The organism is Micromonospora sp. NPDC049257, from assembly GCF_040678915.1.
Lineage (GTDB): Bacteria > Actinomycetota > Actinomycetes > Mycobacteriales > Micromonosporaceae > Micromonospora > Micromonospora antibiotica.
Window position 1 is genome coordinate 203692 of record NZ_JBFAQU010000006.1, and the last position, 13797, is coordinate 217488.

13 protein-coding genes are annotated in these 13797 nt (G+C 72.9%); 9 read left to right on the plus strand and 4 right to left on the minus strand.

The window, feature by feature from the left end; all coding sequences use genetic code 11:
• Positions 1–171 precede the first annotated feature (171 nt).
• The 4 genes from AB0K25_RS12695 to AB0K25_RS12710 all read right to left on the minus strand — a co-directional run bounded on the left by AB0K25_RS12695 (position 172) and on the right by AB0K25_RS12710 (position 6093).
• On the minus strand, positions 172–1398 hold the full coding sequence (locus AB0K25_RS12695; RefSeq protein WP_357534749.1) for an MFS transporter: 1227 nt from the start codon (positions 1396–1398) through the stop codon (positions 172–174).
• 64 nt (positions 1399–1462) lie between these two features.
• On the minus strand, positions 1463–2044 hold the full coding sequence (locus tag AB0K25_RS12700) for an isochorismatase family protein (protein ID WP_363820113.1): 582 nt from the start codon (positions 2042–2044) through the stop codon (positions 1463–1465).
• A 67-nt stretch (positions 2045–2111) separates the two neighbouring features.
• Entirely contained in the window at positions 2112–3398 is a 1287-nt protein-coding gene (locus AB0K25_RS12705; RefSeq protein WP_208567437.1) for a nicotinate phosphoribosyltransferase, read from the minus strand.
• A gap of 16 nt (positions 3399–3414) precedes the next feature.
• On the minus strand, positions 3415–6093 hold the full coding sequence (locus tag AB0K25_RS12710) for a LuxR C-terminal-related transcriptional regulator (protein ID WP_363820116.1): 2679 nt from the start codon (positions 6091–6093) through the stop codon (positions 3415–3417).
• 195 nt (positions 6094–6288) lie between these two features.
• On the opposite strand from AB0K25_RS12710, the gene AB0K25_RS12715 reads away from it, so the two are divergent.
• From AB0K25_RS12715 to rdgB, 9 genes are all read left to right on the plus strand, one after another.
• Positions 6289–7830, plus strand: coding sequence for a hypothetical protein (locus AB0K25_RS12715; RefSeq protein ID WP_363820119.1), 1542 nt, complete (start codon positions 6289–6291; stop codon positions 7828–7830).
• A gap of 133 nt (positions 7831–7963) precedes the next feature.
• Positions 7964–8254, plus strand: coding sequence for an ATP-dependent Clp protease adapter ClpS (gene clpS, locus AB0K25_RS12720; protein ID WP_091251593.1), 291 nt, complete (start codon positions 7964–7966; stop codon positions 8252–8254).
• Positions 8255–8315: 61 nt separating this feature from the next.
• Positions 8316–8810: a DUF2017 domain-containing protein gene (locus AB0K25_RS12725; protein ID WP_219470718.1), complete on the plus strand. Its 495-nt coding sequence runs from the start codon at positions 8316–8318 to the stop codon at positions 8808–8810.
• Between the two features lie 55 nt (positions 8811–8865).
• Positions 8866–9354 carry a M67 family metallopeptidase gene (locus AB0K25_RS12730; RefSeq protein WP_219467705.1) on the plus strand — a complete coding sequence of 163 codons (489 nt, stop codon included), beginning with the start codon at positions 8866–8868 and terminating at the stop codon, positions 9352–9354.
• Positions 9355–9415: 61 nt separating this feature from the next.
• A complete protein-coding gene (locus tag AB0K25_RS12735) occupies positions 9416–9781 on the plus strand; it encodes a MoaD/ThiS family protein (RefSeq protein WP_219467707.1) in 366 nt (121 codons plus the stop codon).
• 11 nt (positions 9782–9792) lie between these two features.
• Positions 9793–10758, plus strand: coding sequence for a cysteine synthase (locus AB0K25_RS12740; RefSeq protein ID WP_208567432.1), 966 nt, complete (start codon positions 9793–9795; stop codon positions 10756–10758).
• A 194-nt stretch (positions 10759–10952) separates the two neighbouring features.
• Positions 10953–11699 (plus strand): MBL fold metallo-hydrolase, encoded by a 747-nt coding sequence (locus AB0K25_RS12745; RefSeq protein WP_208567431.1) that lies wholly within the window; start codon positions 10953–10955, stop codon positions 11697–11699.
• Between the two features lie 53 nt (positions 11700–11752).
• Entirely contained in the window at positions 11753–12481 is a 729-nt protein-coding gene (rph, locus tag AB0K25_RS12750) for a ribonuclease PH (protein ID WP_204927210.1), read from the plus strand.
• Positions 12478–13092 carry an RdgB/HAM1 family non-canonical purine NTP pyrophosphatase gene (gene rdgB, locus AB0K25_RS12755; protein WP_208567430.1) on the plus strand — a complete coding sequence of 205 codons (615 nt, stop codon included), beginning with the start codon at positions 12478–12480 and terminating at the stop codon, positions 13090–13092. The genes rph and rdgB overlap by 4 nt, the downstream gene beginning before the upstream one ends.
• Positions 13093–13797: the final 705 nt, after the last annotated feature.

Here is a 13797-nt window from a genome sequence, read left to right on the forward strand (position 1 = left end):
GTCGAGCCTCCCCCGGTGCGAACCCGCAGGGTGAACCACTCTCGATGGGGCGGTATGCCTGAGCGTCATAATTCTCATGCCTCTCAGGCATACCGCTCACGCGCAGCGGTACGTGTCCCGGCGGCGCGGGCATCGCGGTTGACGACGGCTCCGGACGAGTGCGGGCGTGGCTCAGGCGGCCGGTGCCGGTTCTGGTGCCGGCGTGGACAGGGCGGATGCCGGGGCGACGGGCGGGCGGCGGTGACGTAGCTCCGTCGGCAGGACCACCAGGGTCACCAGCAACCCCACCGCCCCGGTGACCGCGAAGCCCCAGAGCGGCACCGAGGCGTCGATGACCGCGCCGGCCAGCGGAGCGCCGAGCGCGATGCCGACCGTGGTGGCGGAGCCGTGCAGGCCCATCGCCTCCCCGCGTACCCCGGCGGGGGCGAGTCGGCTGACCGCGTCGGCGGTGGCGGCGATGGTGGGGGCGCAGAGCGCGCCGGCCGGGAGCAGCGCCAGGCAGAGCAGCCACCAGTGGTCGCCGCCCAACCCGACCGGAATGGTGCAGAGGCTGAGCAGGGCGGCCAGCGCCAGCGGAGAGAAGGAACGGCGGACCGCACCGTAGGCGAAGCCGCCGACCAGCGAGGCTACCGCCCAGGCGGCGAGCACCGCGCCTGTCCAACCGACCTCGCCACCGGCCCGCAGCACGGCCACCACCGCCACGTCGGTGCCGCCGAGCACCAGCGTCGCGGCGGCGCTCACCGCGAACACGGCGAGCAGGCGGCTGGTCAACCACTGCCGCCGCGGCACCCGGGGCTGCGGGCCGACCGGCTCCTCGGCACCGCGGGTCGGCGGGTCGAGCAACCACAGGGCGATGCCGGCGCCGACGATGCCGGTGCCGACCGCCCAGAGCGTGACCCGGGGGGAGACGGCGGTGGCCAGGGCCACGGCCAGCGCCGGCCCGATCATGAAGGACAGCTCCATCGACATCGAGTCCAGCGCGTACGCGGGGCGGCGGCGCTCCGCCGGCACCAGGGCGGCGATCGACTGCCGGACCACCGAGAAGACCGGCAGCGCGAACAGCCCGGCCACGAACGCGGCGGGCAGCAGCAGCGGCAGGCTCAACGTCGGGGCGCCCGCCCAGAAGACCGCCTCGACGGCGGTGGTCACCGCGACCACCGGACGCAGGCCGCGCCGGTCCACCAACCGGCCGAGCAGGGGCGAACCGATGGCCGCGCCGGCGACCGACGCGGCGCCGACCAGGCCGGCGGCACCGTAGCCCCGGCCCAGCTCCAGCACCACGTAGAAGGTGAGCGTCACCCCGGTCGCGGTGAGCGGGATGCGGGCCAGCACCGCCACCAGCAGCAGGGCCCGCAGACCGGGCTGGGCCAGGGCCAGCCGGTAAGGCGTCAACGTCATGATGCTCCGTACCTCCGGCGGTCATCCTCGACCGGGGGTACGACATCGGCAAGCGATTACCGGCTCATGCGGCGCTGATCACCGGCTCGCCGGGCAGGGCGACCCCGGCACCGTCCATCGCCCGCAGCGCCACGTCCAGCGTCGCCGGCGCGACCGCCGCCGTCAGGTCGAGCAGCACGGTGGTGGCGAAGCCCTCCCGGGCGGCGTCCAGGGCGGTGGCCCGCACGCAGTGGTCGGTGGCGATGCCGACCACGTCGACCCGGTCGACGTCGCGTCGGCGCAGCCAGTCGGCCAGGGTCTCACCGTCGTCGGCGTGCCCCTCGAACCCGGAGTACGCGGCGGCGTGCTCGCCCTTGTGGAAGACCGCCTCGACCCGGTCGGTCACCAGGTCGGGGTGGAACTCGCTGCCCTGGGTGCCGACCACGCAGTGCCGGGGCCACGACTCGACGTAGTCCGGCGGGTCGCCGAAGTGCGCCCCCGGGTCGACGTGGTAGTCCTTGGTGGCGACCACGTGGTCCCACCGCTGCGGTTCACCGGCCAGCAGGCCCGAGATGCCGGCGGCGACTCCCGCGCCCCCGGCGACGGCCAGGGAACCGCCCTCACAGAAGTCGTTCTGCACGTCCACGATGATCAGCGCGTTGGCCATCGGTGCCCTTCCTCTCCGCTCGCCGCCGGTGATCCACCTGCGGCACGACCCAGTCTGCCCCGGCGGCTCAACCAGCCGGCACGACCGTGACCGGGATCGCCGGATCACCCGCGGAGAGCTTCAACCCCTCCCACGGGATGGAGATCAGGCACTGCCGCAGGTGCTCCCGGGACTCGGCGATGGTGGGCAGCTCGACCGGTTCGCCGTCGACCACGAACGAGTGCTGGAGCGACCGGTCGTTGGCCTGCCGGTCCGGCACGCCCTGCGAGACGACGACCTCCTCGGTGGCGGTGCCGGTGGGCTTGTGCCGGCGTACCGCGACCTTCCGGCCCCCGATGGTGCCCTTGTTCTCGGAACGCTTGACCACCGGCCGGCCGTCCACCTCGACCAACTTGTAGACCAGGCTGGCGGTGGGTGCGCCGGAGCCGGTGACCACGGCGGTGCCCGCGCCGTACATGTCGACCGGTTCGGCGGCGAGCGCGGCGATGGCGTACTCGTCGAGATCCCCCGACACGATGATCTTCGTCTCGGTGGCGCCGAGCGAGTCGAGCAGCTCCCGGGACTGCTGGGCGATCACCGCGAGGTCGCCGGAGTCGATCCGGACCGCCCGCAGCTGCGGCCCGGCCACCTCGATGGCGGTCCGGATGCCCTGGCTGATGTCGTACGTGTCGACCAGCAGCGTGGTGTCCCGGCCCAACGTGGCGACCTGCGAGGCGAACGCCGTCCGCTCGTCGTCGTGCAGCAGGGTGAACGCGTGCGCGGCGGTCCCGGCGGTGGGGATGCCGTAGCGCTGACCGGCCGCCAGGTTGGAGGTGAACCGGAACCCGGCCAGGTACGCCGCCCGTGCGGCAGCCACCGCCGCCTCCTCGTGGGCCCGCCGGGAACCCATCTCGATCAGCGCCCGGCCCCGGGCCGCGGTGACCATCCGGGCGGCCGCCGCGGCCACCGCGCAGTCGTGGTTGAGCACCGACAGCACCAGCGTCTCCAGCACCACGCACTCGGCGAACCCCCCGGAGACGGTGAGGATCGGCGAGCCGGGAAAGAACAGCTCACCCTCGGCGTACCCGTCGATGTCACCGGTGAAGCGGTAGTCGGCCAACCACCGGGCGGCGGGCTCGTCCACCACCCCGGTCCGGAGCAGGAACTCGACCTCCTCCGCGGTGAACCGGAAGTCCCTGATCATGTCGATCAGCCGGCCGGTCCCCGCGACCACCCCGTACCGGCGTCCGGTGGGCAACCGCCGGCTGAACACCTCGAAGGTGCAGCGGCGGTCGGCGGTGCCGTCGCGCAGGGCGGCACTGACCATGGTCAGCTCGTAGTGGTCGGTCAGCAGGGCAGGGCGAAGATGACTCACCAGCCCAGCCTAGAGTTCACCCGGCCGGGCCGCCGCCGTGGCCCGGGATCGCCCGCAACGCCGCGCCCAGCTCGGCGCGACTGGTGATGCCGAGTTTGCTGTAGACCCGCTGGAGGTGGTTCTCCACCGTCCGGTGCGACAGGAACAACCGGCTCGCGATCGCCCGGCTGGTCACCCCGGTGGCGGCGAAACCGGCGATCTCCAGCTCCCGGTCGCTCAGCGTCGGGCGCAGCGCGTCCAACGCCGGGGTACGGATCTCGTCACAGCGGGTGAGCAGGGCGGCGAGCCGTTCGTGCGCGGCGGCGGCCGACGCCGACCGGTTGCGCCGCCACCCATGCAGGGCCGTCGCCGTGGCGTCGACCGCCCAGACCGTCAGGTCCAGCTTCGCGAATCCGTCGGCCACCTCCAGCAGGGCCGCCCCGTCCCGCTCGGCGGCGGCCCGGGCGTGCCGGGCGAGCAGCGGAGCCAGCACCCCGTCGACGGTCTCGGAGAGTTCGGCCAGCCGCTGCGCGACCGTACGCCGGAAGCTGTCGGTGCAGGTCGGCCCGACCGCAGCGGTGGCCTGGCCGAGGCGGACCAGGTCGTGCAGGACCAGCGCCTCGTGACCGGCGAAGCCGTCGGCGCGCAACCGGTCGGCCAGCTCGCACAGCTGCCTGGTGGCCCCGGTCAGGTCGCCCCCGGCCGCCAGCACCGCGCCCCGGGCCTGCTCCAGCCATGGTCGGAGCACCGCCATGCCGGGGGCCTGGGTGCGGTCGGCCTCGGCCATCGCCGCGACCGCGGTCGCCACGTCGCCGCGCAGCAGCGCGGCCTGGGCCCGCTCGGCGTGGGCCAGGCCGGCGAAGACCCGGCTGGTGGCGAGCACCGCGCAGGCACCGAGGCTGGCCTTGAGCGCGTCGTCGCCGCGACCCCGCAGCCGCGCCGCGTACGCCTGGAGGATGGACAGGTAGCCGGTGCCGAGCCGGAAGTCCCCGGCGCCGGCCTGGTCGGCGAACTCGTCGGCCACGATGGCGTCGATGCCGGCGAGGTCCCCGCAGAGCGCCAACCGGGTGCCCCGGGCCAACTCCATGGCCAGTTGCAGGTACGGCATGTCGGCCCGCCAGTTCGCCGCCTCCGCCTGCACCCGGTCGATCGCCGTGGCGCTGGCCCGGAACCGGCCGTGCACGGCGTCGACGTGGGCGATCGTGCACCGGGCCAGTTCCCGGGCCGCGACACTGGCCGCCGGGCGGTCCAGCACCGACCGGCCGAGTCGCAGCGCGGTGTCGACGTCCAGGCCGTGCAGCCGCATGATCGCCTCGAAGGCGCGGACCCGGGCCTGGTGCCCGGGATCGGTGAGGGCCTGCCCGGCCACCGCGATAGTGTCCACCGTGGACTGTTCGCTGAGCCCCCAGTAGCTGACCATCCCGCGTACGGTCAGCCACCGGCTGCGGCGGTGCTCACAGGCGATGTCACCGGCCACCGCGTCGAGCACCCCGATCGCCTCCGTCGGCCGGTCGCCGAACATCAGGATGGTGGCGAGGAGTTCGGCGGCGTCGTAGCCGCCGTCGGCGTCGAGCGCCGCGCGGGCCAACCGGGTGGCCAGCGGCACGTCGTAGCGGGTGAACGCCTGGACGGCCGCCTGGAGCAGCAGACCGGGGTCCTGGGCGGTGCCGGAGTCCAGCCGCCACACCGCCACCCGCAGCAGGTCGCCCCGGCGGCGGGCGCCGGCCAGCTCCACCCGTTCGGCGAGCTGGGCCTGCAGGCGGCGGGTCCGGCTGACCGGGCAGCGCCGACGGATCACCTCGCCGTAGAGCGGATGGGCGAGCCGGACGTCGACCCGGCGGTCGTCCGGCACGACGGTGATCAGGCCGCGTTCCTCGGCGACCTCGACGTCGGCCGGGTCGGCGGCCCGGTCGAGCAGCCGCAGGCCGAGCGGTTCACCGAAGGCGACCAGCTCCACCACCGCCCGGACCCCGGGTGCCAATCGACCGATCCGGGTGTCGATGAGATCGGTGAGGCTGGGGGCCAGCTCCAACCGCCCGGTCCACCGCCACAACCCGTAGGTGCGGACCATCTCACCCCCGGTGGTGGCGGCCAGCACCAGCTCCCGCAGCAGCAGCGGGTTGCCGGCGCAGAGCCGGAACAACCGCTCGGCGGAACCGGAGTCGACCGGCCCGGCCAGCAGGGCGGCGAGCAGACCGGCGGTCTCGCCGGGGCCGAGGGGGGCCAGCTCGGCGTGCGTGACGAGATCGTCGGTCCACAGTGCCCGGATGGGCAGCGGGATCTGCTCGCCGCTGCGCAGGGTGCCCAGCACGGTGGTGTTCTCGGCGCGGGCGAGCAGGTGGACCAGCGCCGCCGAGGGCGGGTCGAGCAGGTGCGCGTCGTCGATGGCGAGCACGATGCGCCGCCCGGCGGCCTGCTCCTGGAGCACCTCGACTCCCCAGCGCAGCACCCCCGCGGGGGACAGGCCCGGCGGTTGCTCGGCCGGCAGCACCGGGGCGAGCCCGCCGAAGGGCAGCGCCGCGGTGGCCGTGCTGGCCGCGACGAACGACAGGGCGTAGCGGTCGGTGGGTAGCGCGGCCACCCCCTCGCGCAGCAGCCGGCTCTTGCCGACGCCCGCGCTGCCGCTGAAGAAGAGGCCGTGTCCCTGCTCGTCGTGCACCGCTGCCAACAGACGGCTGAGTTCATCCGTTCGGCCGACGAAACTCCACCGACTCATCTGAGCAGCATATCGATGTAAATCGGTCCGGAGGTGCCTGGTGACGCTGTGAAGTTGAGTAACGCCACAGTTACCGCTGAGTATTCGGATGTTTCGGTGACGTCGGGTGCGCCCCGTAACCTTCCGGCAGCCAAAAGTCACCGACCGGACGTCCTACACGGGTGCAGACCGTCGCCCGTGTCAAGCGGAGGCCGCATGAAGCCCGGACCACCCCCCGGGGTCGACCTGACCGACGACCCGTCCGACGAGCCCGGTGCCGGCGGGCTGCGCGCCCCGGGCCCGTTCCCGGGCCACCTGCGGATCGACGAGGTCCACCCCGACGAACCCCTCGCCGTGGTCGCCGCCGGCCCCGCCGGGGCGGCCCGCCGCGAGGTGCTCGCCGCGCTGCTCGGGATCCCCTCCGGGATGCTCGCCGTGCCGGCGGGCAGCAGCCTGCTGGTCCGGCACGCCCGGGTCGCCACCCGGGCGGCCTACGTACCCGGCTACCGTCAGCCGCACTTCTACGGGGCCGACCAGGCGGCGGCCGGCCCGGCGCTGGCCCGGGCGCCGCGTCGGGTCGAGTTGAGCCTGCCGGAGCCGCTGCTGCGGCACTTCGCCGTGCTCGACACACCGGACACCGACACCCTGGGCGTGGCCGGTGGGCGGGTCCTGCTGGACGCGGTGACCCGCTCCGGCGCGCTGCTCTTCGTGATCGGCGCCGACCAGACCCTCACCGCCGCCGAGCTGCATCTGCTCGCCGAGGTGGCCCGTACCTCGGCGCGGGTCTTCTTCGTGGTCACCCCGGGGGCGGGCGGCTGGGTGCCACCGGAGGCGGCGGCGACCGACGGCACGGGGGTGTCCGTCCCGCCGCCCCCGGCCGGCCCTGCGGTCGATCCGGTCGCGGCGCACCGGGCCACGCTGCTGGCCACGGTGCCGGACCTGGCCGGGGCCGACTGGTTCCCCGTGTACCGGGCCGAGCACCCGGGCCTGCGGCGGGCGCTGGTCGGCTGGTCGGCCGTCGAAGGGCTGCGGCGGGCGAGTTCGCGTTCACCGCTGCCGCCCGGCAGCCACGGGCGGGTGCCGGTGGCCGCCGACCCGCCCGGCGACGACTGGGGCGACCGGTTGCAGCGGCAGAGCCGGTCCTGCGCCCGTGCCATCCGTCAGCACCTCGCCCTCGAACTGGCCGCCGTCCACCTGCGTGCCGTCCAGGAGATCGTCTTCGGGGCGGGCTGCGCGGGTCTACCCACACTGCTCGACCGGGAACTGGAGGCCCTCTCCCTGCTCGCCACCCGCCAGCAGGACCGGGCCGCCCGGGAGATCGTCGACGAGGCTGCCGCCCGGGTCTTCGGCGCATCGTTGCCCGAGGGGGCGCGGCAGCGGATCGACGCCGCCGTCGGGTGGGGGCTGGCCGACCACCCGTCCGGCCAGGATCTGGACCGGGTGCTCCTGGTCACCAGCACCGCAGGGGTGGCGGTGGTGTCCGGGTCCGGCGCGCTGGACGCGTTGGCCGGTCATCCCGGCGCACCGCGGACCGAGGTGCTGCCGCCGATCGGGGTCGCCCTCTCCGGCGGGTGCTGGCAACACTGGCGCAGCCCCGGCAACGACGAGCCGAACGCGGCCCGCGCCTGGGTGCAACGGGCGCTGCGCGAGGTCGAGTTGGACCTGTCCCGCGAGGTGTCCCGGCGGTTCGAGGCGTTGCGGCTCTCGCTCGACGGGGTCCTCTCCGACGCCCTCGACCACGGCATCCTGCTCGCCTGAGCCACCGAGGGTTTTCGTGCGCATCCCCGCCGTGTCCGTACCTTGCCGGGTTTCCGCAGCTCGGGAGGGTGATCCAGGCCGCCCCGGCGTTCCGGTTCATCGGATCGCCACTTCCGGTGGCACGATGGGGGGCATGGCGGCTCCACAGGTTGCACCGGTCGAGACGCCGGACACCGACGAGGTGCCGGTCGCGGACCGGCAGTGGGTGACGATCGTCTGGGACGACCCGGTCAACCTCATGACGTACGTGACCTGGGTCTTCCAGAAGCTGTTCGGTTACAGCCGGGAGAAGGCCGAGAAGTTGATGCTGGACGTGCACCACAAGGGCCGTGCCGTGGTGTCCAGCGGCGCCCGGGAGCGGATGGAGCACGACGCGTCGCAGCTGCACGCGTACGGCCTCTGGGCGACGGTGGACCGCTCGTGAGCGCGAGGAGTGAGCCGGTGTTGCGAGCCCCGCAGTCGCGAACGGAGATGATCCGGTGAGCATGTTCCGTCGCCAGGGCGACCGTTACGTGGCGACCTTCGCGGTGGACGAGGCCCGGGTGCTGCGCAAGGTCGCCAGTGAGGTGGTCGGGCTGCTCACCGACGGCTTCGACCCGGCCGACCCGGTCGTGGGCCGGCTCTTTCCCGACGCCTACCCGGACGATCCGGCCGGGGCGGCGGAGTTCCGCCGGTACACCGAGGGCGACCTGAAGACCGCCAAGATCGACCAGGCGGGCGCGGTGCTGGCCGCGCTGCCCGACTCCGCCGGCGGCGAGGTGCGGCTGGACGCGGAGGCGGCCGAGGCGTGGTTACGGGCGCTCAACGACGCCCGGCTCGCGATGGGTGTCCGGTTGGAGATCAAGGACGGCACGGACCTGGGCGAGGAACTCGACGACGCGGTCGCCGAGGACCCGACCTCGTCCCGGGTGTTCCAACTGTCGGTCTACGCCTATCTGGGTTATCTCCAGGAATCCCTGCTCAACGCCTTGATCGACTGAACTGTGACGGTCACCGCCTCGCCGGGTCCGCCGGACGGGCGCTAGGCTGGTCGTCGTGCTGAGCATCGACCGATCGATCGTCGAGGCGATCGTCGCCCACGCGCGCCGGGACCACCCGGACGAGGCGTGTGGGGTCGTCGCCGGACCCGTCGGCGGCGACACCCCTACCCGGCACATTCCGATGGACAACGCGGCCCGCTCGATGACGTTCTACGAGTTCGACTCGATGGAGCACCTGCGGGTGTGGCGGGAGATGGACGACCGCGACGAGGAACCGGTCGTCATCTACCACTCGCACACCGCGACCGAGGCGTACCCGTCCCGGACGGACGTCGCCTTCGCCGGTGAGCCGGGCGCGCACTACCTGCTGGTCTCCACCCGCGAGTCGGACACCGAGGAGATCCGGTCCTTCCGGATCGTCGACGGCGTGGTGACCGAGGAGCCGGTGCGGATCGTGGACGCCGGGGTGGACCCGCACGCGGTCCAGTCCTACATGTTCGGGCAGAGCCCGGCGACGGTCGACTACGAGTGTTCCGGCAGCTGACCTTCAGCTCCGCACACCCTTTCCGTCCGGCACCGAGGCACACCCGACCAAGGAGTACGTCATGGCCATCGAGGTTCGCATCCCCACCATCCTGCGCAGCTACACCGGCGGCGCGAAGGTCGTCGAGGGCGCCGGGGACACCCTGGGCGACCTGCTCACCGACCTGGACACCCGGCACGCCGGCCTGAAGGCCCGGCTTGTCACCGACGCGGGCGTGCTGCACCGTTTCGTCAACGTCTACGTCAACGACGAGGACGTCCGGTTCCTGGGCGCGCTGGACGCCAAGCTCAACGACGGCGACAGCGTGACCGTGCTGCCGGCCGTGGCCGGTGGGGCGTTCGGCTTCGCCGCTGCGGCGGCGATCAGCCAGCACCGTGCGGCCACCGCGGCGGTGGCGGCACGGCGCGCGGCCGTCGCTCCCCGCTGAGGGCGGGCGTCATGGCGCGGTACGACAGCCTGCTCGACGCCTGCGGCGGCACCCCCCTGGTGGGGTTGCCCCGGCTCTCGCCGACGGTGCCCGACGGGGCACCGCCGGTGCGGCTCTGGGCCAAGCTGGAGGACCGGAACCCCACCGGCAGCATCAAGGACCGCGCGGCCCTGTTCATGGTCCGCGCGGCAGAGCAGGCCGGCCGGCTCCGCCCGGGGGACACCATCCTCGAGCCGACCAGCGGCAACACCGGTATCGCGTTGGCCATGGTGGCCAAGCTGCGCGGCTACCGGCTGGTCTGCGTGATGCCGGAGAACGTCTCCACCGAGCGGGTCCAGCTGCTCCGGATGTACGGCGCGGAGATCATCTTTTCGCCGGCGGCGGGTGGTTCCAACCAGGCCGTCGCCACCGCGAAGCAGATCTCGGCCGACCATCCGGACTGGGTCATGCTCTACCAGTACGGCAACGAGGCCAACGCCCGGGCGCACTACGAGACCACCGGGCCCGAGCTGCTGCACGACCTGCCCACCATCACGCACTTCGTGGCGGGCCTGGGCACCACCGGCACCCTGATGGGCACCGGGCGGTTCCTGCGGGAGAAGGTCGAGGGCATCCAGGTGGTGGCGGCCGAGCCGCGCTACGGCGAACTGGTCTACGGCCTGCGCAACATCGACGAGGGCTACGTCCCCGAGTTGTACGACGCGACGGTGCTCAACCGCCGCTTCTCGGTCGGCACCCGGGACGCGGTGCTGCGCACCCGGCAGTTGGTGGAGGTGGAGGGGATCTTCGCCGGCTTCTCCACCGGGGCGATCCTGCACGCCGCCCTGGCCGTGGCGCACGAGGCGGCGCGGGACGGCCGACGGGCCGACGTCGCCTTCGTGGTCTGCGACGGTGGCTGGAAGTACCTCTCCACCGGGGCGTACGGCGGCACGCTCGCCGACGCCGAGGGCGCCCTGGAGGGGCAGCTCTGGGCCTGACCCACCGGGTGGGCCGGTCGACGGGACCGTCGGCCGGCCCTGTGGGTGTCACGTTGGTGACAACTTCCAGTAGATGATTCTTGCCCTGCCGTCGCTGCGCGTAGGCTGCCCAGCGTGGCGTACGCGTCGGTTGAGATCATCAGCGGTGCTGACCCCGGCGTGTCGACTACGCCTAGTAATCGTGGGGCCACCCGATGCGGCTGACCGTTCTGGGCTGCGCGGGGAGCTTCCCCGGCCCTGAGTCCCCCTGCTCCGCCTACCTTGTCGAGGCGCAGGGTTTCCGCCTGCTGGTCGACTTCGGGCCGGGCTCGCTGTCCACCCTCCAGCGGTACGCCGGGCTGCACGCCCCGGACGCCATCCTCCTGACCCACCTGCACTGCGACCACATTCTCGACGCCGCGTCATACGTGGTGGTCCGGCGGTACGCCCCGGACGGGCCGTACCCGCCGCTGCCGGTCTACGCGCCGCCGGGGGCCCCGGACCGGCTCGCCACCGCCTACGGCCAGGACGACAGCGGCGTCGAGGACGTCTACCAGTTCTACGGGCTCCAGCCGGGCACCTTCCCGATCGGCCCGTTCACCGTCACCGTCGACCGGGTGAACCATCCCGTCGAGACCTACGGGGTGCGGTTGGAGCACGAGGGCCGGGTGCTCTGCTACTCATCGGACACCGCCCCCTGCGACGCGCTGCTGCGGCTCGCCCAGGATGCCGACGTCTTCCTCTGCGAAGCCAGCTACCTCGACGGGGTGGACAATCCACCGGACCTGCACCTCACCGGCCGGGAGGCCGGCGAAACGGCTACCAAGGCCGGGGTGGGCCGACTGCTGCTGACCCATCTGGTGGTGGCCTGGGGCAGCGAGTCGCACACCATCGCCTCGGCCGCCGGGGCCTTCACGGGGCCGATGGAAGTGGTCCGGGCCGGCGCCACCTACGACATCTGAGCACACCGGGCACCCGGGCATGCGCCGATCATGCGACCGCATAGGGTGCAGGGATGGCACGACCTGACGGGCGGCGACCCGACCAACTCCGACCGGTGACGTTGACCCGGGGCTGGAGCACCCACCCGGAGGGCTCGGTGCTCGTCGAGTTCGGCGGCACCCGGGTGCTCTGCACCGCAAGCGTCACCGAGGGTGTGCCCCGCTGGCGCAAGGGCTCCGGGCTCGGCTGGGTCACCGCCGAGTACGCGATGCTGCCCCGGGCCACCAACACCCGCTCGGACCGGGAGAGCGTCCGTGGCAAGATCGGTGGGCGGACCCACGAGATCTCCCGGCTGATCGGCCGCAGCCTGCGCGCCTGCGTCGACCTCAAGGCGCTCGGCGAGAACTCGATCGTGCTCGACTGCGACGTGCTCCAGGCCGACGGCGGCACCCGTACCGCCTCGATCACCGGCGCGTACGTGGCCCTCTATGACGCGGTGAGCTGGCTTGCCGGCCGTAAGTCGTTGGCCGGCAAGCCGGAGAAGGTGATGCATCGCTCGGTGGCCGCGGTCAGCGTCGGGATCGTCGCGGGCGAGCCGCTGCTCGACCTCTGCTATGTGGAGGACGTGGCCGCCGAGGTGGACATGAACGTCGTCTGCACCGGCGAGGGGGACTTCGTCGAGGTGCAGGGCACGGGCGAGGACGGTGTCTTCTCCCGGGCGCAGCTCGACGCGTTGTTGGACGTCGCGTCGTTGGGTTGTCTGGAACTGGCCGAGGCCCAGCGGAAGGCGCTCGCATCATGAACAAGGTCCTGCTCGCCACCCGGAACCGCAAAAAGCTGGTGGAGTTGCAGCGCATCCTGGACGGCGCGCTCGGCGCGCACCGGATCGCCCTGCTCGGCCTCGACGACGTCGAGGAGTATCCCGAGCTGCCGGAGACCGGCCTCACCTTCGGTGAGAACGCCCTGATCAAGGCTCGGGAGGGCTGCCGGCGTACGGGTCTGCCCACCATCGCCGACGACTCCGGCATCGCGGTGGACGCGCTCAACGGCATGCCGGGGGTCTTCAGCGCCCGCTGGGCGGGGCGGCACGGCGACGACCGGGCCAACCTGCAACTGGTGCTGGACCAGATCGCCGACCTGCCTGACGAGCACCGGGGGGCGGCCTTCGTGTGCACCGTGGCGCTGGTGCTGCCGGGCGGCAAGGAACACCTGGTCGACGGCCGCCAGTCTGGCCGGCTGCTGCGCGCCCCGCGCGGCGACGGCGGTTTCGGGTACGACCCGATCTTCCTCGGCGACGGCCAGGACCGCACCAACGCGGAGCTGACCCCGCAGGAGAAGGACGCGATCAGCCACCGGGGCAAGGCGTTGCGCGAGTTGGCGAAGCTGGCCGCCAAGGTGCTGCCCGCCACCTGACCCCCCCGTTCCTGCTCCTCGGGTGGCCCTCTCCGGGCGGGGGTGGCTCATTCCGCTGCTCGGCTCGTGACGGGCTCGGCATCCCGTAGGCATCCAGGCGTCGCCACTGCCCGGGGAGTGGCCGGCGCGGTTCCGTGGCGCGCTCTTCCGTCTGCGGTGCCGCATGCCCGTCGCCCCTCCGCTGCGGGCCCGGCCGACGAAACACGCTCCTCTTCGTCCCGTCCCGCCCCACTACGCCAAGCCCTCCTGTTCACCAAGAGTGACCGCCTGGCCGGCGAGACCCAATGGCATCCGCATCCTTTGCTCTGCTGCCCTTGAAGCGACGCATGCCGAGAGTCACTGCCTCTATCGGAGGCTTTTCCGACCGGGTTCCGGTTTCTGCTGGTGAGAGCGGCGTCGCGTCTATGGCAGCAGAGCAAAGGATGCGAGTGGGGATAGGTGAGGGTGACGAGCTTCGCCACTCTCGGTAACGGTAGTGGGGAAGAAGAAACATCACGGATTGTGGTGGCAGATGGGATGGTTTCCGGGGGTGCGGCGATTGTGGTCCAGCTGAGGGGGCGCGGTGGAGTGTGATGGCGGAGGCCGGCCCACGACGGCGGTGAACCTGCCGGGGTGAGTGCCCAGGCCCCGACCGATTCCGCCGGGGGCGGCCGATTCCGCCGGGGGCGAACGACTCCGCCGTGGGCAGCGGGTCCTGCCAGGACG